The organism is Pseudomonas turukhanskensis, from assembly GCF_027922365.1.
Classification (GTDB): Bacteria; Pseudomonadota; Gammaproteobacteria; order Pseudomonadales; family Pseudomonadaceae; genus Aquipseudomonas; species Aquipseudomonas turukhanskensis.
Window position 1 is genome coordinate 577605 of sequence record NZ_BSFN01000001.1, and the last position, 22672, is coordinate 600276.

The window sequence follows — 22672 nt, forward strand, 5'->3', positions numbered from 1 at the left end:
TCGGCATCCGACGTATTCCTGCACCATTCTGGATTCCCGCCTGCGCGGGAATGACGGTGTGGGGGCCGTGGATTGTGGATAAAAAAACGGGACCTCGAAGGATCCCGTTTTTTTATCCACAGGGCCGTATTACTCCCCCGGAATATCCTTGCGCAGTTTCACCGCCTCGCCTTTTTTGCGGTCGCGCGCCGAGCGCATCTTGATGTTTACCGCTTCCACTGCCAGCGAGAACGCCATGGCGAAGTACACATAGCCTTTAGGCAGGTGCATGTCGAAGGCTTCGGCGATCAGCACAGTACCAACCATGATCAGGAAGGACAGCGCGAGCATCTTCAACGACGGATGCTTGTCGATAAAGTCGCTGATGGTGCCGGCTGCCAGCATCATCACCATCACGGCCACCACGATGGCGGCGATCATCACCGGTACGTGGGAGACCATACCGACTGCGGTGATCACCGAGTCCAGCGAGAACACGATATCGATAATGGCGATCTGAATGATGGTGCCGATAAAACCGCCGCCCATGCCTTTGGGTTCGTCGCCGGTTTCATCTTCGCCTTCCAGGCCGTGATACATCTCGGTGCTGCTTTTCCACAGCAGAAACAGGCCGCCGAAGAACAGAATCAGATCACGCCCGGAGAAGCCCTGGCCCATCACGGTGAACAGGTCGGCCGTGAGGCGCATCACCCAGGTGATGGACAGCAGCAACAGAATGCGCGTGACCATGGCCAGCGCCAGGCCGAAGAAACGGGTCTTGGGCTGCATGGCTTTGGGCATGCGGCTGACCAGAATCGAAATCATGATGATGTTGTCGATCCCCAGGACGATTTCCAGCGCCGTCAGGGTAAAAAATGCGATCCAGATTTCCGGGCTGGTCAGCCATTCCATTTACAGCTTCCTCTTACACAAACGCGAACGATCAGAAAGTTAGCCGCCAAATACCGGGAAAATTCCCATCAGCAGCGCGGCCACAAGGATACACAGGCAAATCGCAACTGCCCATTTCAAGGTGAAGCGCTGGTGGTCGCCAAGTTCGATGCCGGCCAGGCCCGCCAACAGCCAGGTGGCCCGGAGGTAGGCTAGGATGATGAAGGAACAAGGAGTTTGCCCATGACCGACATCCACACCGGCGGCTGCCAATGCGGGGCCCTGCGCTACCGCTTCAACGCCCCGCTGACCGACATCGCCCACTGCCACTGCACCATATGCCGGCGCACCACGGGCGGCATCGTCACCACCTGGATCACTGTGCCGCTGGAGCGCTTTGAATGGCTGCAAGGTACGCCGCAGCGGTTTGTGTCCTCGCCCGGCTGCACGCGTTCATTCTGTGGGCAATGTGGCGGGCAACTGACGTTTTTTAGCGAGCAGAGTCCACAGAGCCTGGACATTACCATCGCCACCTTCGACCACCCCGAACAGGCGCAGCCGGATCGACATATCTGGGTAACGACGCGGTTGCCGTGGTTGCACTTGGATGAGCAACTTCCCTCGGAAGACGGCGAGGCGTAGGGCGAATACCGCCACAGGCGGTATCCGCCGATACACCGTATGGCGAAACAACGCCGTGGCGGAGTCGATCGCACCCTACGGGAGGATGAGTCCGCCGGAGGCTTTGTGCAGCGCGCGCAGGTGTTCGCTGACGTGCTTGAGATTGACGTCTATGGCGTCCAGCTCGGCCAGGCGCGCCGGTTCGAGCAGCGCGCGGACTTGACCGTCGAGGTCGTCGCTCAACTGGCGCAGTTGCTTCTGACGGCTGTCGCTCTCTTGCTGCAGGTGCTGCCATTCGCTGGCTTGCGGCAGGCCGTAGCCACCCTCCAAAAGCTCCGCCGGGCGACTTAAAAAACCGCTGTTGGCGAGGATCTTTTCCAAGGTTTTGCCGGCCGGGCCGGAGCTGCCGTCTTCGAGCGCTTTGCTGCTCAGGTAGCGGCGCTTGAGTTCGTCCTGCGCCAGTAACAGCTGGCGGCGTTGGGCGGCTTGCTCCAGAAGCAGCATAGCCGCGCTGGCGCGCAGGTCGGCCTTATCAACCCAAGTGCGCCGCTCACTGGCCGGCAGGCTGATCCATTCGTCCACGGCTTTCTGCTGAATCGGCATCCGCTCTTTGAGCACGTCGAACATCGCCTGATAGCGGTCGCGGAAGGAGTCGAAACGGTAACCGCGGCGCAGCGCTTCGCTGCGGTCATCCAGCACGCTGACGTCCGCCAGCCCGCGCCCGGCCAGCACTTCCAGCAGGCCATTGGGCATGATGTTGTCGAGGTTTTGCAGCTGCGGCTCGGCGCTGCCACTGCGCAACAACTTCAGGGTTTCCACGGCGCAGTTGTTGGACAGGAAGTAGTAGTTGCCGTCGTAGCTCCAGTGCTGCTCGGCGGCATGCTCTACCAGCGCTTCGAGCTGGGGGCGGTCAAGTTTGATCGGCACCGACACCAGGCCGCGCAGTTCCACTTTGGTGTATTCCTCAATCACCTGGCTTAGCGGCAGCACAAACAGGCGCGAGGGGTAGACGCCGGTCAGGCCGTCCCAACTGGACAACTGCAAATCGCCGACGAAGGCGCGGTAGGACAGCACCAGGCTCTGGTCCATGTCCAGCCGGCAATCGGGCCCACGCGGGCGCCCGGGCGCGCAGATCACCAGGCGCAACATGCTGTGGCCCCAGCGGCTGGCCCATTGGTCGTTGGCTTCGGCCAGCAGGTAGTCCACTTCGTACACGCGTTCGGGGTCGAGCTTGCCCAGTGGTTGGCGGGCGAAGTCGCGGCCGGCGTTGAGGTAGGCATAGGTGCTCGGGCAAGGCTCGGCGTTGGCCGGCGTCCAGCCGTCGAAATGGTCGCGGTAGTAGCGGTACAGCGCGGGGCGGCGGCAAGCGTAGGCGGGGTCGAGGAGGAAGTACTCCATGTTCACCGCCACGAATTCGCGCGGGTTGCTCAGCTCGTAGCTATCCGGGCTGCGCGCGACCTGGCCGTTCTTGGCCTCGCGCTCGCCCCGGCGGCCGACGTATTGCGGCCAGCCGGCGAGGTCGAGTAGGCGCGGGTCGTCGCTCAGGGTAAAGCGGCGTTCGGTCTGGCCGCGGCAGTTGTCCATCTGACCAATCAGGCCCTGGCTTTTTGCCTGGCGTTGGCAGCGTTGCAGCACGGTGCGTTCGGCGGGGGACCAGAGGCGCGCGCGGTCGTAAATATGGGTGAGTTCATGCAGCACGGTGGCCAGCAGTTCCTGACGCTGGGTGCCGTGGGGGCGATTGGTTTGGGTGCGGGCGGCGGTGCCGTCGGTGAGCGCGGGCAGCAGTTTCTGATTGAGAAGCAGCCGGGTGGGGCTGCGCGCCTGCCCGTAGGTGTCGGCTTCCAGGGCATCGGTCCAGCTGACGTGCACCTGACGGTCCAGACGCTGCACGAAGCGAGGCGGCAGTTTGCTCAGTGCTTCGTCCAGCAGGGCTTGGCTGGCCTGCTGCTGGCTGGCGGTCAGGCCGTCTCGATCGAGCTCAAGCTGCAGTTGCGCCTGGGCCGTGCTGGCGCCACAGAGCAGCGCCGCACTCAGCAGCCAGGCCGCCAGTGGCCTCACAGAGCGAGGATGGCTTCGGCCAGGGTCTGGTCGCTGGCATCACGCGCTTCGGGTACGCGAACACGCAGGGTGTCGAAAGCCGCTTCCAACTGCGCGCCACGAATGGCTCCTTCGCTGGCGACGAAGCTGGCAGCGTCGTCACGGGCTTCGAGCACCACTTTGGAGTCGCGTACCGAGGTGGTGGTGTCGGAGGTGAAGTCGATGGTGCGGCCGAAGGCGCGAACGATGATGTCGCTGGTGGCCACCAGGGTGTGGGCTTCGGCGATGCCGGTGGTGAGCAGCAGCGCGAGAGCGGCGAGCGAAAGCGAACGGCGCATGAGAAATCTCCGAAACAAATGCGGGGTAAATAGGTACTGGAACAGTTGGACGAAATTGCGTGCCGCCAGTTCCAAGCCAATTGTGGCTATTTGATGGCGGTCACACAGCGCCCGTCACTGCGGGCGCCAAGGCTAGCTGAAGGTGCGACAGGGGGCCAGTGAAAAGGCCCCGTTCCCAGGCTTACAGCACCAGAATGGATTGGGCCAGTTGCAGGTCGCTGCGGGCCTGCAGTTGCGGGGCTTTTTCGCGGATATGCGCCAGGGCTGCTTCCAGGCGTACGCCACGGATATCGCCGTTGGTGGCGACAAAGCTGGCAGCATCTTCGCGGGCGGCCAGAACAATTTTGTCGTCGTTGAAAGACGAGGAGATATCCGAGGTGATATCGGATGTCCCTTTAAGGGCACCGACCACGGCATCGGTGGTGTAGACGAAGCTGGTGGCCGAGGCGCTGGTGGCGAGGGCCAGCAACGTTGCAGCACTGAGCAGGCGCAGGGTGGTCATGACGGAAACTCCGAAAAAGGCGGGGACGTGACGGGCAATAGCCTAGCGCAGCGGGAGCGCTTGGGTGGGTTTGAGGGGGAATGGGTGAGAAGGTTCGCGCGGTGGACGCAATCGTCTCTGTAGGAGCCAGCTTGCTGGCGAATGAAGCACACGCAATTTACGTGGGTGAACCGCTTGGCGAGCAATCGGATGGCCGCCCCCTCGCTCCTACAAATCGAGGAGAGCGTTGCCTTCACTCCCGCCAGAATGGCTTATCCAGCTCCATGTCCCGGTCACATGAACTGATTCCAGCATCCGCCAGTTGCCGGTCGTCCAGGCGCGCCAACTGGCGGCGGGTGCGGGCGTTGCGGCGCCATACGGTGATCATTGCGAGAATGCGCAGCGGCCAATGGGTCGGTTTGGCGGTAGCAGTCGGTTTGGCAGCAGCAGGGTTGAGGGTGCGATCCATGGCACGTTCCTTCTCGCTTTGGCGCGAGTTCTGGGTATGGGGAAACAGAGTGCCCCAGCGCCAGCGCCTTCCGTCAGTCACAGCTACCTGTAATTGTATGGCTTCAGTTTTGATTATATTGAAACTGTACTGCTGCTTGTGCGGCTAGCTGTACGCACGCTCCAGAAACCTCAACGCCCTGAAACGACGAAGCCCGCCGGCAGTTTCCTGCGGCGGGCTTCGTTTTCTTCAATTCGGTGGCTGATGCTCTAACGACGTGCCTCAGCCAGATACAACACTTAACGCCAGAACGGCTTGCTCAGCTCGGCGAAGCGCTGGGCTTCACTGATACCGGCATCAGCCAGCAGGCGTGGATCCAGGCGTGCCAATTGGTGGCGGCTGGACATACGACGTTGCCAGAGCAGCAGGTTAGAGATAACGCGCAGTGGCAGTGCAGCTTGGGATTTCGAACTTTCGCTTACGAAGTCGGAACTGAGGGTACGTTCCATGGTGTGCTTCCTTCCGCTTATGGCGGCATTGGTTATTTAACTGGAGGCTATGTTGCGCTTCGTACAGCTGACCTTGTAGTCACAGTTCTTTAAAATTGTGCTGGTAGTGGGAAGATTTTACCCAAACTGTTTTATCCATAACGGTGCAAACTGTACCGGTGCGCCCATAAACGGGGCATTTTTACCCAAGAAAAGCTGTCTCAATCGACAGCTTTTCCTGCAGATGCTTCGCAAGACCAGTACAGTTTGGGATTTATAAAAGGTGTTTTCCCTGTTGTCTTCCTGGGAAAACAGATTTTCTCGGGTTTTGTCGCAACTGTTCGGGTGCCGCTGCTGAGGTTGTGCACGGTGAGTATTGCCAAAGTGCTTCTTTAATAAGCACCAGAGCGCAAAAAGGCGCAGCAGGTGAGTGACCTGTTGCGCCTTTTGAGCTGGCAGCGCTTTTTAAGCCAACTTGGCAGCTTCTGCACTAGGCCAGAGCATGTGGCCGTTTTCTTCGAGATTGATATGCCACTGCAACGCTTCACGTAACAAATGTGGGGTGTGACCGCCCTTGGCACAGGCTGCGGCGAAGTACTGATTCAACGCATCGCGATAGTCGGGGTGGACACAGTTGTCGATCACGGCCCGGGCGCGCTCACGTGGAGCCAGACCGCGCAGGTCGGCCAGGCCTTGCTCGGTTACCAGAATGTCGACGTCATGCTCGGTATGGTCCACATGGCTGACCATTGGCACCACGCTGGAAATGGCGCCACCTTTGGCGATCGACTTGGTCACGAAGATGGCCAGGTGAGCGTTGCGGGCAAAATCCCCCGAGCCGCCGATGCCATTCATCATTTTGGTGCCGCCCACATGGGTGGAGTTGACGTTGCCGTACAGGTCGAACTCCAGCGCGGTGTTGATGCCGATAATGCCCAGACGGCGCACCACCTCCGGATGGTTGGAAATTTCCTGCGGCCGTAGCACCAGCTTGTCTTTGTACTGTTCCAAGTTGCCGAACACATCGGCGTTGCGCCGCTGCGACAGGGTGATGGAGCTGCCCGAGGCAAAGCTCAGCTTGCCGGCGTCGATCAAGTCGAAGGTCGAGTCCTGCAGCACTTCGGAGTACATGGTCAGGTTCTGGAACGGGGAGTCGATCAGCCCGCACATCACTGCGTTGGCAATGCTGCCGATACCGGCTTGCAGCGGGCCGAGGCTGTCGGTCATGCGCCCGGCGGCCACTTCACGCTTGAAGAAGTCGATCAGGTGATTGGCAATGCCCTGGGTGTCGGCATCCGGCGGCAGCACAGTGGACGGTGAATCGGGTTTGTCGGTGACGACGATGGCAACGATTTTCGCCGGATCGATGGCAATGGCGCCGCTGCCGATACGGTCCTGCACGCGGGTCAGCGGGATGGGCGTGCGGGTTGGCCGGTAGGTGGGGATATAGATGTCGTGCAGACCTTCCAGATTCGGGTTGTGCGCCAGGTTGATCTCGACGATCACCTGCTTGGCGAAAATCGCGAAGCTGGCGGAGTTGCCCACCGAAGTGGTCGGCACGATATGGCCCTGCTCAGTGATGGCCACCGCTTCGATGACGGCGATATCTGGCAGCTTGAGCTGATGGTTGCGCAGTTGCTCCACGGTCTCGGAAAGGTGCTGGTCAATAAACATTACCTCGCCGGCGTTGATCGCCTTGCGCAGGGTGCTGTCCACCTGAAACGGCATACGACGGGCTAACACACCCGCTTCAGTGAGCTGTTTGTCCAGATCGTTACCCAGGCTTGCGCCGGTCATCAGGCTGATTTTGAGTGGCGAGTGCTTGGCACGCTCGGCCAGGGCCTGGGGCACCGCTTTGGCTTCCCCGGCGCGGGTGAACCCGCTCATGCCGACGGTCATGCCGTCTTCAATCAGCAACGCGGCGTCAGCCGCACTCATCACTTTGCCCAGCAGGCAGGGCAAGCGCACGCGATCGGTATACATGGGGGAAGCCTCGGACGGTACGGACGGTGAAAGGCCGACAGTCTAAGGATTTAGGCGTTTCCCGCCTTTATACCTACGTCTAATAGGGGATTGGCTGCGCGTCGGCGCTGCGGCGTTGAAGTTCGGGTCGCATCGCTCTAGCTCGCTCAATCCCCGCCGAAACCGAGCAAGAAAAGCCCCTCACCCCTAGCCCCTCTCCCGCAAGCGGGCGAGGGGGACAGATTTGTGATCTCCCCGCCCCCACGATAAAGCCCCCTCTCCCGTTTACGGGAGAGGGTTGGGGTGAGGGGCTTTTGATGTTCATCGGCCCCAAAATGAAAAACCCCGGCTTTCGTGGGCCGGGGTTCAAGGGGACTTACAGCGCAGTTCTTAGTCGACCGCTTTAACCATATCTTCAATCACTTTCTTGGCGTCGCCGAACACCATCATGGTCTTGTCCAGGTAGAACAGTTCGTTGTCCAGGCCGGCATAGCCGCTGGCCATCGAGCGTTTGTTGACGATGATGGTCTTGGCTTTGAACGCTTCCAGAATCGGCATACCGGCAATTGGCGAGTTGGGATCGTTCTTCGCCGCGGGGTTAACCACGTCGTTGGCGCCCAGCACCAGCACCACATCGGCCTGGCCGAATTCGGAGTTGATGTCTTCCATCTCGAACACTTGGTCGTACGGCACTTCGGCCTCGGCCAGCAGTACGTTCATGTGGCCAGGCATACGACCGGCAACCGGGTGAATTGCATACTTCACGGTGACGCCACGGTGAGTCAGCTTCTCGGTCAGCTCTTTCAGGGCGTGCTGGGCACGGGCCACTGCCAGGCCGTAACCGGGAACGATGATCACGGTGTCGGCGTTGGTGAGCAGGAAGGTGGCGTCGTCTGCCGAACCGGATTTAACCGGACGGGCTTCTTTCGCGCCGCCAGTAGCCGCTGCATCAGTAGCGCCGCCGAAGCCGCCGCCGATCACGTTGAAGAACGAACGGTTCATCGCCTTGCACATGATGTACGAGAGGATCGCACCGCTCGAACCCACCAGGGAGCCGGCAATGATCAGCATCGAGTTGTTCAGCGAGAAACCGATACCGGCCGCCGCCCAGCCCGAGTAGCTGTTGAGCATCGACACCACTACCGGCATGTCGGCGCCGCCGATCGGGATGATGATCAGCACACCGAGAATGAAGGCCAGCGCCAGCATCGCAGCGAACGCGGCGTAGTTGCCGGTGAACATGAAGAACAAGCCCAGACCCAGGGTGCTCAAGCCCAACACAAGGTTGAGTTTGTGCTGGCCAGCGAACACCACCGGCGCACCCTGAAACAGACGGAACTTGTACTTGCCCGAGAGCTTGCCGAAGGCGATGACCGAACCGGAGAAGGTAATGGCACCAATGGCCGCGCCCAGGAACAGTTCCAGACGGTTACCGGCAGGAATGGCGTCGCCCAGTTGCTTGACGATGCCCAAGGACTGCGGCTCAACCACGGCAGCAATAGCGATAAACACCGCCGCCAGGCCGATCATGCTGTGCATGAAGGCAACCAGCTCCGGCATTTTGGTCATTTCAACGCGCTTGGCCATGACGGAACCGGCGGTGCCGCCCACCAGCAGACCTACGATGACGTAGCCAATGCCTTGGGTGGCGATATCGGCGCCGAGTTTGTAGATCAAGCCCACGGTGGTCAGTACGGCCAGGGCCATACCGAGCATGCCGAAGAAGTTACCGCGACGCGACGTGGTCGGGTGCGACAGGCCCTTGAGCGCTTGGATAAAGCAGATCGAAGCGATCAGATACAGGGTCGTTACCAGATTCATGCTCATTACTTGTCACCCTCAACTTTGGCCTTGGGCGCTTTTTTCTTGAACATTTCCAGCATGCGGCGGGTTACCAGAAAACCACCGAACACGTTCACGGCGGCCAGGGCCACAGCCAGGGTGCCCATGGTTTTGCCCAGCGGCGTCACGGTGAGGGCGGCGGCCAGCATGGCACCGACGATCACGATGGCGGAGATGGCGTTGGTCACGGCCATCAGCGGGGTGTGCAGCGCAGGGGTCACGTTCCAGACCACGTGGTAGCCAACATAGATGGCCAGCACAAAGATGATCAGGTTGTAGATACCGGGGGAGATCAGCTCTTCCATTTTTCTTGTCCTCAGCCGTTCTTGCGTACGACTTGGCCGTCGCGGCACATCAGGCACGCGGCGACGATGTCGTCTTCGAGGTTGACGTGGAACTTGCCTTCGCCGTCGATGACCAGCTTCAGGAAGTCCAGCAAGTTGCGGGCGTACAGGGCCGAAGCGTCTGCTGCCACCAGGGCTGCCAGGTTGGTGTGACCGACGATGGTTACACCGTGCTTGACCACCACCTGATCGGCTTCGGTCAGCGGGCAGTTACCGCCCTGGGCTGCCGCGAGGTCGATGACCACGGAGCCGGGTTTCATCTGCTCCACGGTTTCGGCGCTGAGCAGCACCGGCGCCTTGCGGCCCGGAATCAGTGCGGTGGTGATGACGATGTCAGCCTGCTTTGCGCGCTCGTGCACAGCCACGGCCTGACGCTGCATCCACGAGGCCGGCATCGGGCGGGCGTAACCGCCAACGCCTTCGGCGGCTTCGCGCTCTTCGTCGGTCTCGAACGGCACGTCGACGAACTTGGCGCCGAGCGATTCGATCTGCTCTTTAACCGCCGGACGCACGTCGGACGCCTCGATCACCGCACCCAGGCGCTTGGCCGTGGCGATGGCCTGCAGGCCTGCCACACCGGCGCCGAGAATCAGCACGCGAGCGGCCTTCACGGTACCGGCAGCGGTCATCAGCATCGGCATAAAGCGCGGGTAGTGATGAGCGGCCAGCAGCACGGCCTTGTAGCCGGCGATGTTGGCTTGCGAACTCAGCACGTCGAGGCTCTGCGCGCGCGAGGTGCGCGGAGCGGCTTCGAGGGAGAACGCGGTAACACCGCGTTCAGCCATCTGCGCGATGTTCTCGCTGTTGAAGGGATTAAGCATGCCGACCAGTACCGCGCCAGACTTGAGCTGAGCCAGCTCGGCGGCATTGGGTGCCACGACCTTGAGCACCAGGTCGGCGCCCAGGGCTGCTGCGGCGTCGCCAATACTGGCGCCGACGGCTTCATAGGCACTGTCGGTCACGCTGGCGTTGACGCCGGCACCGCTCTGTACAGTTACCTGATGGCCCTGGGCGATCAGCTTCTTAATGGTTTCCGGCGTAGCGGCTACCCGCGTCTCGCCAGTAAAGGTCTCGAGAGGAACACCAATGTGCACTTCATATCTCCTGCGTGATCGTTTTTGCTAAAAAACCAGAGCACTGCGGGTGGCGCACTGGGGTGGATCAGCACAATCCCTACTTTGGCACCTCTGTCGGGCAGCCTTGCAAGAGCGGGGCGCGGCATTTTGCAGGTGAACCGTAAGGCCATCAAGAAGTTCTGAAGGCCAACCTGGAGATAACTACAAGTCACGCTGTGACCAGCTGTATCTGCCATCTTCGCCAAAGCAGCAGCCGATGGGGCCTGCAGCTTGATGCCAGGCCCGTTACAGGGGCATTGGCATCCCTGACGTGAATAACCGTTCATCAGGTCAAGGCGGGTTAGTGACGCAGCAAATACGTTAGCCTGCTTTGTATCTGTAACTAGCTGTTATTTAACGTAATTATCAGTTATTGCTGGGTTATTTCAGCAACAAAACTGTAGCTAGAAGGTTTATTGACTACGGGGTCAATTAATTTTAACGGTTCACTACATAAATCGCTGTAAGCCACGTAACTACTGATCTTTTGTCAATTTTGCACGCGACGCCGCGCCTGCTTTTTATCAGGCTTATGTCGCGTTTTCGACTTTTTTTATCGCCAAGCGGCGCGAAGGGACCAAAAACGGCTGGTTTTTGTCGTAAATCCACCCAGGATTACCTGGGTGAATTGGGGCTGATAACGATGTCGGTGGGAGGCGGCGTAGGGCGAATACCGCCCTAGGCGGTATCCGCCGATGCACTGTCCGTGAATACACCGGAATCGTCCGCCCAGAAAATGCGTGTGGAGCAGTTGATGCGTATCGGCGGATATCCGCTGTGCGGATATTCGCCCTACGTCGTCGTTTCTCTGTATTGCTTCGCCGTTTGCACCAGCCAATCGCGAAATGCGCGCAGCGCGGCGGTTTCGGTTTTGCGCTCGGGAATCATCAGGTGGTAGGCCTTGTCGCTCAGGCAGGCGTGCTGCATGGCCACCACCAGGCTGCCCTCGCTCAGCTCGCGTTGAATCAGAAACGGCGGAATCAGGGCGATGCCCATTTCGTGCTGGGCGGCCTGGGCGAGCATGGAAAACAGTTCATAGCGCGGCCCGGTCATGTCCCGCGGCACGTTCATGCCCAGCGAACCGAACCATTGGCGCCAGGCGTAGGGCCGGGTGGTCTGTTGCAGCAGCGGCAAGTGGGCAATGTGCTCGGCATCCAGTGCACCGTTGGCCGGCAGCAGCGACGGGCTGCATACCGGCAGCGAGTTTTCCGGCATCAGAAAATGCGCCTCGGTGCCGGACCACACGGCATCGCCGAAATACACCGCCGCATCGAACTCGGTATCAGCAAACAGAAACGGCCGCGTGCGGTTGGTGAGGTTTACCGTCACTTCCGGGTGCAGCGCCTGAAAGTGTTTCAGCCGCGGTAACAGCCATTGCGTACCGAAGGTCGGCACGATGGCCAGCTCCAGGCTGTTGGCGCCATGCTGGCCCATAACCGACAAGGTGTCGCGCTCCACCGCATCCAGTTGCGCCGCCACCCGCCGGCTGTAACTCAACCCCGCCTCGGTCAATTGCACGCCGCGCCGCGAGCGCCGAAACAGGGCGATGCCGAGAAACTCTTCCAGGCTGGCGATCTGTCGACAGATGGCGCTTTGCGTCAGCGACAGCTCTTCGGCGGCCTTGGTAAAGCTCTGGTGGCGGGCGGCTGCTTCGAAGGCGACCAAGGCGGCAGTACTGGGGATTTTACGGCGCATGGCACACTCGTATGCGTTAGTTGCACATGAAAGGCGTCTTTACAGGCTTTTTTGACCTTTCGGAGTGAGAAATTAGCACAGATGTGTGCGAAAACCTCGTTTGCGCCCCTTCCCTGCGACTGTCTAGGATTAACCCCATCGCCAGCCACGAGCTGGATCGCACCCATCACTTGAGGATTTCGCACATGGCTTCCAATGCTCGCTTCAACTGGGAAGACCCGCTGATGCTGGACCAGCAGCTCACCGAAGAAGAACGCATGGTGCGCGACAGCGCCCAGCAGTTCGCCCAGGACAAGCTGGCGCCGCGCGTGATGGAAGCGTTCCGCCATGAGCAGACCGACCCGAAAATTTTCCGCGAGATGGGCGACGTCGGCCTGCTTGGCGCCACCATTCCGGAAGTCTACGGCGGCAGCGGCCTCAACTACGTGAGCTACGGCCTGATCGCCCGCGAAGTAGAACGTGTGGACTCAGGCTACCGCTCGATGATGAGCGTGCAGTCGTCCCTGGTGATGGTGCCGATCAACGAATTCGGCAACGAGGCCACCAAGCAGAAGTACCTGCCAAAACTGGCCAGTGGTGAGTGGATCGGCTGCTTCGGCCTGACCGAACCAGACCACGGCTCCGACCCGGGCTCGATGATTACCCGCGCCAAGAAGGTCGACGGCGGCTACCGCATCAGCGGCGCGAAAATGTGGATTACCAATAGCCCGATTGCCGATGTGTTCGTGGTCTGGGCCAAAGACGACGAAGGCGCCATTCGCGGCTTCGTGCTGGAAAAAGGCTGGCAGGGTCTGAGCACCCCGGCCATTCACGGCAAGGTCGGACTGCGCGCCTCCATCACCGGCGAAATCGTGATGGACAATGTGTTCTGCCCCGAAGAAAACGCCTTCCCCGATGTACGCGGTCTGAAGGGCCCGTTCACCTGCCTGAACTCGGCGCGTTATGGCATCAGCTGGGGCGCTTTGGGCGCCGCCGAATTCTGCTGGCACACCGCGCGCCAATACACGCTGGACCGCAAACAGTTCGGTCGCCCGCTGGCCGCCAACCAGCTGATTCAGAAAAAGCTCGCCGACATGCAGACCGAAATCACCATGGCGCTGCAAGGCTGCCTGCGCCTGGGCCGCATGAAAGATGAAGGCACGGCGGCGGTGGAAATCACCTCGATCATGAAGCGCAACAGCTGCGGCAAGGCCCTGGATATCGCCCGCCTGGCGCGCGATATGTTGGGTGGCAACGGCATCTCCGACGAGTTCGGCGTGGCACGCCATCTGGTGAACCTGGAAGTGGTGAATACCTATGAAGGTACTCACGATGTGCACGCGTTGATTCTCGGCCGTGCGCAAACCGGTATCCAAGCGTTCTTCTGATTGCCGTCAATCCCGTGGGAGCGAGCTTGCTCGCGAAGCTCTGGATCTAAAAGCTTCGCGAGCAAGCTCGCTCCTACAAGATCACCTCCTTATTTCCTGAGGTTTTTATGGCCGGCGCTTTATCCCACCTGCGTGTTCTCGATCTTTCCCGCGTACTGGCCGGCCCCTGGGCCGGGCAGATTCTCGCGGACCTGGGCGCCGAGGTAATCAAGATCGAGCGCCCTGGCGTTGGCGATGACACCCGTGCCTGGGGCCCGCCCTTTCTCAAGGACGCCGCCGGCGAAAATACCAGCGAGGCCGCCTATTACCTGTCGGCCAACCGCAACAAACAGTCGGTGACCGTCGATTTCACCCAGCCTGAAGGGCAGCGTCTGGTGCGCGAGCTGGCGATGCAGTCGGACATCCTGCTGGAGAATTTCAAGGTCGGTGGCCTGGCCGCCTATGGCCTGGATTACGCCTCGCTCAAGGCCATCAATCCGCGCCTGATCTATTGCTCGATTACCGGCTTTGGCCAATACGGCCCGTACGCCAAACGCGCCGGCTACGACTTTATGATTCAGGGCCTGGGCGGCCTGATGAGCCTCACCGGCAAACCGGACGATGAAGCCGGCGGCGGCCCGGTGAAAGTGGGCGTGGCACTCACCGATATTCTTACCGGTCTGTACTCGACGGTGGCCGTGCTGGCGGCGCTCGCTCACCGAGAGCAGGGCGGTAGCGGCCAGCATATCGACATGGCCTTGCTCGACGTGCAGGTGGCATGCCTGGCCAACCAGGCCATGAACTACCTGACCACCGGCAACGCGCCCAAACGCCTGGGCAATGCGCACCCCAATATCGTGCCGTACCAGGACTTTCCCACCGCCGATGGCGACTTCATTCTTACCGTCGGCAACGATGGCCAGTTCCGCAAATTCTGCGAAGTGGCCGGGCATGCGGAATGGGCCGATGACCCGCGCTTTGCCAACAACAAGCAACGGGTGGCCAACCGTGCGGTGCTGATTCCGCTGATTCGTCAGGCCACCGTATTCAAGACCACCGCCGAGTGGGTGGCTGCCCTGGAGCAGGCCGGTGTGCCGTGCGGGCCGATCAACGATCTGGCGCAAGTATTTGCCGACCCGCAGGTGCTTGCCCGTGGCTTGCGCGTGGATGTGCCCCATAGCCTCGGCGGAACCTTGCCGCAGGTGGCCAGCCCTATTCGCCTGTCTGAAACCCCGGTGGAATACCGCCAGGCGCCGCCGCTGCTGGGCGAGCACACCGAGGCTGTGTTGCAGCGGTTGCTAGGGTTGCAGGCCGAACAGATCGCCGCGCTGCGCGAGGCCGGCGTGCTGTAATTGCCTGATGGCGATGCGCTATTTTCCGTCGCGCATCGTCAACTGTTTGTAACAAGGCCCACGCATAGTCCCCGCACTTTTCTTATAAGAGCGGTGCGAGCTATGTCTTTCCACACCTCCGGTTTTCGTTTGCTTCCACTGGTAATTGCCCTGCACGCCGCGACCATCGGCCTGGTGCAGGCCGCCGATTTCACCGTGGCCCCCGGCGCCACTGACGGCAGCGCCAAAACCCTGACCACGGGCAATACCGGCAGCGTCGGTGCAGGAGCCAGCCTGAGCACCAGCGCCGGCACCTCGGTGGATATCACCGGCACCAGCGGCACCGTCACCCTGAACAACAGCGGCACCATCGCCAACACCGGCACGGGTCGTGGCATCGACAACAACACCAATGGCGTCAGCATCGTCATCAACAACGATGGCACCCTTTCCTCGGTGGGCAGCGACGCCCTGCGCCTGAACAAGGCCAACTCGTCCCTGGTGCTCAACAACAACGGCACCATCAAGGTGACCGGCAGCGGCACCAGCGGCGGTCAGGCCCTGGACCTGCGCGGCGCCGATGGCAGCGGCACAAAAGTGATCAACAACGGCTCGGCAACCAACCGCAACGCCGTGATCTCCTCCAGCAACGACGACGCCCTGCGCCCTGGCAGCAACACCACCATCAACAACTACGGCACCATCATCAGCACGGGTGTGGTCAACACCAAATGCCCGGACTACATCAGCGCCTGCAGCTCGGCTGCCAGCGCCAATGACGCCATCGACGCCAAGCTCGCCGTCACCGTGAATAACTGGGGCACCATCTCCGGCCCACGCCACGGCGTAACCTCCGATGCTGGCGTTAACGTGACCAACTACGAAGGCGGGCAGATCATCGGCCGCAACGGCTCGGGCGTCGGCAGCGATGGCGTCGGCACCGTGGTCAACCACGGGCTTATCAGCGGCCGTTACGCCGGGGCCGGCAACGCTTACGACCATCTGGGCGACGGCACCACCGCCAACAACGGTGATGGCGATGGCGTGGATATCGACGGCATCGCCAGCATCACCAACTACGGCCGCATCGAAGGCCTGGGCGCTGGCGGTGTGGACTCCAGCGGCTTCCCCAATGGCGCGGACGGCATTGCGGCCGGGGGCGGCACTATCATCAACTACGCCGGCGGCGAGATTTTCGGCCAGTCCAAGGGCATCCTGATCGACGACGGCGCCAACGGCACCGCCATCGCTGCCCAGCGCGGTACTGCGACCGCCGTTGGCGGCGTGGCCAGCATCACCAATGCCGGCAGCATCATCGGCGCCGACAGCACAGCCATCGGCCTGGTTGGCGACTTCGCCGACAGCCTCACCAACCTCGCCGGCGGCGTGATTCGCGGCGGCGCCCAATCGGTCCGTGTGGATCAATTGAACAGCACCACCGCCGCAGCGGCCGTGCAGATGGGCGCCGGCAACGACACCCTGAGTAACGCCGGGTCCATCGTCGGTCTCAACGGCCTGGCGGTAGACATGGGCACCGGCAATGACCAACTGACCGTACTCACCGACGCCACCTTTGGCGGCCTGGTGGACGGTGGTGCCGGCACCGATACGCTGACCCTGAGCGGCAGCGGCGCCGGCACCTTCGGCAACAGCCAGAACTTCGAAAACCTGGCCATCACCGGTGGCACCTGGACCGTGACCAGCAACGACTTCAGTGCCGGCGGCAGCATCGCCAGCGGTGCTGGTCTGATTAACCAGGGCAGCATCGGCGGCCTGCTGACGGTGGCCAGCGGCGCCAGCTACGGCGGCACCGGCAGCCTGCACAGCCTGCAACTGGCCGGCGGCTCCACGTTCAATTTCGACGTCACCTCCACCAACGCGCCGGTGCAATTAAGCGGCTCGGCGGCATTGGGTAACGCCACCCTCAACCTCAAGGTGAACGGCACCGGCTATGCCGCGCACAGCACGCTGCTGACCGCCGCCGATGGCGTCACCGGGCAGTTCGGCACGGTCACCAGCAACTTCGCCTTCCTGACCCCGACCCTCAGTTACGGCGCCAACACGGTCGAACTGCAACTGACCCGTAACGACACCGCCTTTGCCGAACTGGCGACCACCGACAGCGCGCGCAACCTCGCCAACAGTCTGGCCGCGCAGAGCAACAGCAGCCTGTACAACGCGCTGCTCACCACCGACAAAGCCACGGCCGCCAAGGCCCTGCAGCAACTGGCAGGCGCCAGCAACGCCAGTGCCGCCGCTGCCACCCTGGCCGGTTCCAGCCAGGTGGGTTCGGCCATGCAAGGCGCCATGGGCCAACTCGGCAGTTTTGGCGGCAGCCTGCAGGCGTCCATTTTGCGTGACGATGGCCCGCAACTGGTGGCAGTCGGTGTGCCTGAGGAGGCGCGCGGCCTGCACGACCCGAAAGCCGCCGGCCGGTTGTGGGTACAGGCACTCGGCAGCCACGGCACGGTGGACGGTGAGCATGGTGCCAGCGATGTCGACCAGAACACGGGCGGCACGCTGTTCGGGGCTGATTGGGCTGTGAATGCGGACTGGCGTCTGGGCGTGGTGGGCGGTTACTCGCGCACCGATATCGACGCCGGCCAGGGCGCATCCGGGGATGTGGATAGCTACCACCTTGGCGTCTACGCCCTGACCCAGATCGACCAGTTGGCCCTGCGCCTGGGCGCGGCCTACAGCACCCATGATGGCGAGAACAAACGCCGCGTCACCTTTGCAGGGGTTGATGACAAATTGCATGGCGACTACGACGCCAACAGCCAGCAAGCCTTCGCCGAACTGGCCTACCCGATTGCCAGTGGCCGTCTGTTGGCCGAGCCGTTCGCATCGCTGGGCTACCAGCGGTACGACCGCGACGCCTACAACGAAAAAGGCGGCGACTCGGCGTTGCACGTGGACGCGCAAGACCAGCACAACGTCAGCAGCACGCTCGGCCTGCGCCTTGCCCACCTTGGCCAGTTCGATAACGGCATGAGTTTTACCCCGCGCATGAGTGTTGGCTGGCGCCACACCTACGGCGACGTGGACAGCGAAACCAGCCAGGCGTTTATCAGCGGCGGCAGCGCCTTCAGCGCGCAAGGCACGGCGCTGGATCGCAACAGCTTGCTGGTGGAAGCCGGGTTTGACCTGGGGGTTACCGCTACTCAGACGCTGGGCCTTGGCTACAGCGGTGAGCTGGGCGACAACGCGCAGAACCATGGTGTGATTGCGCAGTGGCAGCTGGCGTTTTAATCAGTCCCACCGCCGTCATTCCCGCGTAGGCGGGAATCCAGAATTTCGAGCCGAGCCCACTATCGCGCTCAATCCGAGATTCTGGGTCCCCGCCTGCGCGGGGACGACGGTGGTTAATTCACGGTTGGCGAGACTTACTCGATCTCAAGCAACCCATTGCTGATCGGCCCCACCGTGGCGGTGAGCTGGGCGACAACGCGCAGAACCATGGTGTGATTGCGCAGTGGCAGCTGGCGTTTTAATCAGTCCCACCGCCGTCATTCCCGCGTAGGCGGGAATCCAGAATTTCGAGCCGAGCCCACTATCGCGCTCAATCCGAGATTCTGGGTCCCCGCCTGCGCGGGGACGACGGTGGTTAATTCACGGTTGGCGAGACTTACTCGATCTCAAGCAACCCATTGCTGATCGGCCCCACCGTGGCGGTGAGCTGGGCGACAACGCGCAGAACCATGGGGTGATTGCGCAATGGCAGTTGGCGTTTTAATCAGCTCCACCTCCGTCATTCCCGCGTAGGCGGGAATCCAGAATCTTGAGCCGAGCCCGCTTCCGCGCTCAATCCGAGATTCTGGGTCCCCGCCTGCGCGGGGACGACGGTGGTTAATTCACAGTTGGCGAAACCTACTCGATCTCAAACAACCCATTGCTGATCGGCCCCACGGTAGCGGTGAGCTGGGCGACACCGCGCAAAGCCATGGGTGATTGCGCAGTGGCAGTTGGCGTTTTAATCAGCCCCACCTCCGTCATTCCCGCGTAGGCGGGAATCCAGAATTTCGAGCCGAGCCCCCCTTCCGCGCTCAATCCGAGATTCTGGGTCCCCGCCTGCGCGGGGACGACGGTGGTTAATTCACGATTGGCGAAACTTACTCGATCTCAAACAACCCATTGCTGATCGGCCCTACCGTCAGCCGCTGGCGAATATCGTCGTCAATGCGCGGATCATCAGGCCGGTACAGCATCACCTGGCGGTACGCATTCACCCGGTTGATCTCTTCCCCCAGATATTCCCACACCACCTTGGTGCAGGCCGGGTTGCGTCGGTCGCCGCTGGAGACGCCGGTCTTCAAGCCGTTCAGGCGGGTGATGCGGCTCTTGTAGCTAGGAATCAGAATGGTCTGGCTCATTTCATTGAGCGTCAGCGATTCGTAGTCGATCAGAAACACCCGGTCCTGCAGGTGAAACGCCGCACCCAGGTAGCGACAGCGCACCCAGTCCTCGGCCTGCACATTGGCGGTGGCCGAGCGTTCCTGGCGTTCCTGGCGCTCGAACAGAAACGTGCCGCGCTCCTCACGCAAATGCACCAGCGACAGCAGGATGGTGCCGGGCACCGACATGCAGTTGGAGTATTCGAAGTAGTACCCGCAGTAGCGCGACAGGCTGGTGGCGTGCTCGCGCAAGGGTTGCAGCAGGCTGGCCAGCGGGTCGTTGTTCGGGGTGCTCGGCGTGTCGGTAATGCGGGCGCCGATCAAGCGGGCGAACTGGTCCGGCGGCAGGCTCAGTTCGTATTCCTCCACACCGAAGAAATCACCGATGCGCTTGCGGTTGTAACTCGTCGGCTGGCTTTGGCCGCTCAGGTACTTGTTGAACTGCGCGCGGTTGATCGACAGCAGCCGGCAAACCTGCGCAATAGAGCGGTAGTGGCTGCACAGCAGTTTGAGATTGACGCCCAGATTGTCCGACACAATGTTGCCCTCCCCTGATGCGAGCGGCGCGACTATAGCATCAACTCGCATCACATCGAATCGACCTGCGAAATTGCCTACACGCCAACGGCTGGCCAACCATGCGCCCCACGTTTTCCCAATACAGTTTTTTCTGCCAGCTGTACTGCCGTACCTGTTATCCGCAATTCGTTAGCTGCACCCACTGCTGCATTCGAATAATAAGAGTCGAGGAAACCTCCCATGCTTGAAATGCTCAATGACTTCCTGTCCGGCAAGCTGCTGATCGTGCTGATCGTCGGCCTGGGCAGCTACTTCACCATTCGCTCGCGCTTCGTTCAGTTCCGCCACTTTGGCCACATGTTCAGCGTGTTCAAGCAGTCGTTGCGCAGCAGCGGCGGGCAACTGAGCTCGTTCCAGGCACTGATGTTGAGCCTGGCCGGCCGTGTAGGCGCAGGCAATATCGCCGGTGTCGGCATTGCCGTAACCCTCGGCGGCCCCGGTGCCGTGTTCTGGATGTGGGTGACCGCGCTGGTCGGCATGAGCAGCAGTTTCTTCGAATGCTCGCTGGCGCAGCTGTACAAGCGCGCCGACGGTGACGGCCTGTATCGCGGCGGCCCGGCTTACTACATTCAACACGGCCTGAAGCTGCGCTGGATGGCCATGGTGTTCGCCGTATTGCTGTTGGTGACCTACGGTTTCGCCTTCAACGGCCTGCAATCGTTCACCGTCACCCACTCGCTGCAAAACGCCTTCGGCTTCCCGGTGCAGTACACGGGCATCGGCCTAGCGGTGTTGCTGGGGCTGGTTTTCATCGGCGGTATCAAGCGGATTGCCTCGGTGTCCGACCTGCTGGTGCCGGTCAAAACCCTGGCCTATATCGGCGTGACCCTGTACGTGATCTTTACCCAGATCGACCTGGTGCCGGGCATGCTGGTGACCATCGTCAAGAGCGCCTTCGGCCTTGAGCCGGCCTTCGCCGGTCTGCTGGGCAGCGCCATCGTAATGGGCGTAAAACGTGGCGTGTTCGCCAACGAAGCGGGCCTTGGCAGCGCACCTAACGTCGCCGCCGTCGCCAGCGTGCAGCACCCGGTAGCGCAGGGCGTGGTGCAAGCGTTCAGCGTATTTCTCGACACCTTCGTGATCTGCACCTGCACCGCGCTGCTGATTCTGCTCTCGGGTTTCTACACTCCGGGTTTTGAAGGCGACGGCATTGTGCTGACGCAGAACTCCCTGGCAGCTGTTGTGGGCGATTGGGGCCGGATCTTCGTGAGCGTGGCGCTGAGCCTGTTCGTGTTCACCTGCATCCTCTACAACTACTACCTCGGCGAAAACGCCCTGCAATTTCTGCTGGGCAAAAGCCGCGCGGCGCTGCTGACTTACCGTGGCTTGGTACTGGCGCTGATCTGCTGGGGCTCGATGCAAAACCTCTCCACCGTCTTTGCCTTTGCCGACATCACCATGACGTGCCTGGCCTTCGTCAACCTGGTGGCCCTGGCGCTGCTGATCAAGGTCGGCCTGCGGGTAATGCGTGACTACGACGAGCAACGCAAAGCCGGTATCGCCACGCCCGTGTTCGATGCCCGTAAATTCGCCGATCTGGACCTGGATCGCGATGCCTGGCCTACCGCGCCACAAGCGCAGGCCAGCAGTGAAGCGATCGATGGGCGTCTGGCTACCAGCCACCGTTAACCCACGCTTCACTTTTCAATGAATGCCGCTCCCGTTTGAAGGCGGGCGCGGCATTCTCGTCTCTGGGGTATCGTTGGGGCCACCCTGTTGGGCTTCGCTGCGCTCAACCCAACCTACACAAGGATTCCGGCATGAAGCTTTTCGTGCTCTATACCGGCGGCACCATCGGCATGCTGCAAACCGCCCAGGGCCTGGCGCCGGCCGGCGGCTTCGATGTGCGTATGGGCGAACACCTGCGCAGCCTGTCGCCACCTATTGATATCGACTGGCAGTTCCATGAACTGCTGCCGTTGCTCGACAGCGCCAATATGAGCCAGGCCAATTGGCTGGCGATGCGCGATGTGATCGTCGAGGCCGTGACCAAAGGCGCCTTCGATGGCGTGCTGGTGCTGCACGGCACCGACACCCTGGCCTACAGCGCCGCGGCCCTGAGTTTTCTGTTGCTGGGCCTGGAAGTACCGGTGCTGCTCACTGGCTCCATGCTGCCGGCCGGCGCCGAGGGCAGCGATGCCTGGGGTAACCTGCTCGGCGCCATGCAGGCGCTGCAGGCTGGCGTCAGCCCAGGCGTGCACCTGTATTTCAACGGCCAACTCATGCATGGCGCGCGGGTGAGCAAGCTGCGCAGCGAGGCGTTTGATGCCTTTACCGTGCAGTCGCGCCATCGCGTGGGGGAGCGGGCCGACAGCGTTCCGGCGGCCTTGGGTTATCGGGTGCGCCGTCAGCCGGTAAATATCGCCGTGCTGCCGCTGTACCCCGGTGTACTCGCCAGCCATGCCGAAGCGCTCTTGAATACCGGCGCACAGGCTTTGCTGCTGGAGTGTTATGGCGTCGGCACTGGGCCTTCGGATAACGCCCAGTTGCTGGCGGTGTTGAAACAAGCCCACGAGCGTGGCGTGGTGTTGGCGGCCATCAGCCAATGCCCGCAGGGGCATGTGGAATTCGGGGTGTATGCAGCCGGTAGCGCGTTGCTCGGCACCGGGTTGATTTCAGCCGGCGGCATGACCCGCGAGGCGGCGTTGGGCAAGCTGTTTGGTTTGCTCGGTGCGGGGCTGAATCAGCGGGATGTGGAGCGGTGGTTTGCGCTTGATCTGTGTGGTGAGCGGGTTTCGTAGGGCGAATATCGCCAAAGGCGATATCCGCCGTTTCAACCAA

The 22672-nt window shown here is 61.5% G+C and carries 18 protein-coding genes and 1 pseudogene; 6 read left to right on the forward strand and 13 right to left on the reverse strand.

The annotated features are described in order from the left end of the window. Positions 1–129: 129 nt before the first annotated feature. Positions 130–891: a TerC family protein gene (locus PKE98_RS02545; protein ID WP_271193698.1), complete on the reverse strand. Its 762-nt coding sequence runs from the start codon at positions 889–891 to the stop codon at positions 130–132. A 39-nt stretch (positions 892–930) separates the two neighbouring features. After that, a pseudogene (locus PKE98_RS02550) lies at positions 931–1071 on the reverse strand (citrate transporter); the annotation flags it as partial. A 42-nt stretch (positions 1072–1113) separates the two neighbouring features. Here PKE98_RS02550 and PKE98_RS02555 point away from each other — a divergent pair. Next, positions 1114–1512 (forward strand): GFA family protein, encoded by a 399-nt coding sequence (locus tag PKE98_RS02555; RefSeq protein ID WP_271193699.1) that lies wholly within the window; start codon positions 1114–1116, stop codon positions 1510–1512. A 75-nt stretch (positions 1513–1587) separates the two neighbouring features. Here the strand turns inward: PKE98_RS02555 and PKE98_RS02560 are convergent, their stop codons facing one another. From PKE98_RS02560 to PKE98_RS02605, 10 genes are all read right to left on the reverse strand, one after another. Beyond that, positions 1588–3549: a DUF7844 domain-containing protein gene (locus PKE98_RS02560; RefSeq protein WP_271193700.1), complete on the reverse strand. Its 1962-nt coding sequence runs from the start codon at positions 3547–3549 to the stop codon at positions 1588–1590. Next, positions 3546–3866, reverse strand: a complete 321-nt coding sequence (locus tag PKE98_RS02565) for a DUF2388 domain-containing protein (protein WP_271193701.1) — start codon at positions 3864–3866, stop codon at positions 3546–3548. The genes PKE98_RS02560 and PKE98_RS02565 overlap by 4 nt, the downstream gene beginning before the upstream one ends. Positions 3867–4047: 181 nt before the next feature. Further along, on the reverse strand, positions 4048–4368 hold the full coding sequence (locus PKE98_RS02570) for a DUF2388 domain-containing protein (protein ID WP_271193702.1): 321 nt from the start codon (positions 4366–4368) through the stop codon (positions 4048–4050). 232 nt (positions 4369–4600) lie between these two features. After that, entirely contained in the window at positions 4601–4816 is a 216-nt protein-coding gene (locus tag PKE98_RS02575; RefSeq protein ID WP_271193703.1) for a DUF1127 domain-containing protein, read from the reverse strand. Positions 4817–5094: 278 nt separating this feature from the next. After that, entirely contained in the window at positions 5095–5304 is a 210-nt protein-coding gene (locus PKE98_RS02580; protein ID WP_271193704.1) for a DUF1127 domain-containing protein, read from the reverse strand. A 444-nt stretch (positions 5305–5748) separates the two neighbouring features. Continuing rightward, positions 5749–7266 (reverse strand): succinyl-CoA:acetate CoA-transferase ScpC, encoded by a 1518-nt coding sequence (scpC, locus tag PKE98_RS02585; protein WP_271193705.1) that lies wholly within the window; start codon positions 7264–7266, stop codon positions 5749–5751. 369 nt (positions 7267–7635) lie between these two features. Next, positions 7636–9072, reverse strand: a complete 1437-nt coding sequence (locus PKE98_RS02590) for an NAD(P)(+) transhydrogenase (Re/Si-specific) subunit beta (RefSeq protein WP_271193706.1) — start codon at positions 9070–9072, stop codon at positions 7636–7638. Then, positions 9072–9392 carry an NAD(P) transhydrogenase subunit alpha part 2 gene (locus tag PKE98_RS02595; protein ID WP_271193707.1) on the reverse strand — a complete coding sequence of 107 codons (321 nt, stop codon included), beginning with the start codon at positions 9390–9392 and terminating at the stop codon, positions 9072–9074. Before PKE98_RS02595 ends, PKE98_RS02590 begins: the two co-directional genes overlap by 1 nt. Before the next feature lie 11 nt (positions 9393–9403). Beyond that, positions 9404–10525, reverse strand: coding sequence for a Re/Si-specific NAD(P)(+) transhydrogenase subunit alpha (locus PKE98_RS02600; protein WP_271193708.1), 1122 nt, complete (start codon positions 10523–10525; stop codon positions 9404–9406). 813 nt (positions 10526–11338) lie between these two features. After that, positions 11339–12241, reverse strand: a complete 903-nt coding sequence (locus tag PKE98_RS02605) for a LysR family transcriptional regulator (RefSeq protein WP_271193709.1) — start codon at positions 12239–12241, stop codon at positions 11339–11341. Between the two features lie 185 nt (positions 12242–12426). Here PKE98_RS02605 and PKE98_RS02610 point away from each other — a divergent pair, with 185 nt between their 5' ends. The 3 genes from PKE98_RS02610 (at position 12427) to PKE98_RS02620 (ending at position 18170) form a co-directional block, all read left to right on the forward strand. Beyond that, positions 12427–13608 (forward strand): acyl-CoA dehydrogenase, encoded by a 1182-nt coding sequence (locus PKE98_RS02610; RefSeq protein WP_271193710.1) that lies wholly within the window; start codon positions 12427–12429, stop codon positions 13606–13608. A gap of 107 nt (positions 13609–13715) precedes the next feature. Beyond that, complete coding sequence (locus tag PKE98_RS02615; protein ID WP_271193711.1) at positions 13716–14939, forward strand: CaiB/BaiF CoA transferase family protein; 1224 nt, start codon at positions 13716–13718, stop codon at positions 14937–14939. Between the two features lie 102 nt (positions 14940–15041). Then, positions 15042–18170 carry an autotransporter outer membrane beta-barrel domain-containing protein gene (locus tag PKE98_RS02620; protein ID WP_271193712.1) on the forward strand — a complete coding sequence of 1043 codons (3129 nt, stop codon included), beginning with the start codon at positions 15042–15044 and terminating at the stop codon, positions 18168–18170. Between the two features lie 860 nt (positions 18171–19030). On the opposite strand, the gene PKE98_RS02625 is transcribed toward PKE98_RS02620, so the two are convergent. Continuing rightward, entirely contained in the window at positions 19031–19849 is an 819-nt protein-coding gene (locus PKE98_RS02625) for an XRE family transcriptional regulator (RefSeq protein WP_271193713.1), read from the reverse strand. 222 nt (positions 19850–20071) lie between these two features. Here PKE98_RS02625 and PKE98_RS02630 point away from each other — a divergent pair, with 222 nt between their 5' ends. Beyond that, positions 20072–21520, forward strand: coding sequence for an alanine/glycine:cation symporter family protein (locus PKE98_RS02630; RefSeq protein ID WP_271193714.1), 1449 nt, complete (start codon positions 20072–20074; stop codon positions 21518–21520). Positions 21521–21651: 131 nt separating this feature from the next. Further along, on the forward strand, positions 21652–22632 hold the full coding sequence (locus PKE98_RS02635; protein ID WP_271193715.1) for an asparaginase: 981 nt from the start codon (positions 21652–21654) through the stop codon (positions 22630–22632). Positions 22633–22672 lie beyond the last annotated feature (40 nt).

Excerpts from the sequence above, each read along its gene's own strand:
- PKE98_RS02545 (WP_271193698.1), bottom strand. The coding sequence starts at position 891 with ATGGAATGGCTGACCAGCCCGGAAATCTGGATCGCATTTTTTACCCTG.
- PKE98_RS02555 (WP_271193699.1), top strand. The coding sequence starts at position 1,114 with ATGACCGACATCCACACCGGCGGCTGCCAATGCGGGGCCCTGCGCTAC.
- PKE98_RS02565 (WP_271193701.1), bottom strand. The coding sequence starts at position 3,866 with ATGCGCCGTTCGCTTTCGCTCGCCGCTCTCGCGCTGCTGCTCACCACC.
- PKE98_RS02570 (WP_271193702.1), bottom strand. The coding sequence starts at position 4,368 with ATGACCACCCTGCGCCTGCTCAGTGCTGCAACGTTGCTGGCCCTCGCC.
- PKE98_RS02575 (WP_271193703.1), bottom strand. The coding sequence starts at position 4,816 with ATGGATCGCACCCTCAACCCTGCTGCTGCCAAACCGACTGCTACCGCC.
- PKE98_RS02580 (WP_271193704.1), bottom strand. The coding sequence starts at position 5,304 with ATGGAACGTACCCTCAGTTCCGACTTCGTAAGCGAAAGTTCGAAATCC.
- scpC (WP_271193705.1), bottom strand. The coding sequence starts at position 7,266 with ATGTATACCGATCGCGTGCGCTTGCCCTGCCTGCTGGGCAAAGTGATG.
- PKE98_RS02590 (WP_271193706.1), bottom strand. The coding sequence starts at position 9,072 with ATGAGCATGAATCTGGTAACGACCCTGTATCTGATCGCTTCGATCTGC.
- PKE98_RS02595 (WP_271193707.1), bottom strand. The coding sequence starts at position 9,392 with ATGGAAGAGCTGATCTCCCCCGGTATCTACAACCTGATCATCTTTGTG.
- PKE98_RS02605 (WP_271193709.1), bottom strand. The coding sequence starts at position 12,241 with ATGCGCCGTAAAATCCCCAGTACTGCCGCCTTGGTCGCCTTCGAAGCA.
- PKE98_RS02610 (WP_271193710.1), top strand. The coding sequence starts at position 12,427 with ATGGCTTCCAATGCTCGCTTCAACTGGGAAGACCCGCTGATGCTGGAC.
- PKE98_RS02615 (WP_271193711.1), top strand. The coding sequence starts at position 13,716 with ATGGCCGGCGCTTTATCCCACCTGCGTGTTCTCGATCTTTCCCGCGTA.
- PKE98_RS02620 (WP_271193712.1), top strand. The coding sequence starts at position 15,042 with ATGTCTTTCCACACCTCCGGTTTTCGTTTGCTTCCACTGGTAATTGCC.
- PKE98_RS02630 (WP_271193714.1), top strand. The coding sequence starts at position 20,072 with ATGCTTGAAATGCTCAATGACTTCCTGTCCGGCAAGCTGCTGATCGTG.
- PKE98_RS02635 (WP_271193715.1), top strand. The coding sequence starts at position 21,652 with ATGAAGCTTTTCGTGCTCTATACCGGCGGCACCATCGGCATGCTGCAA.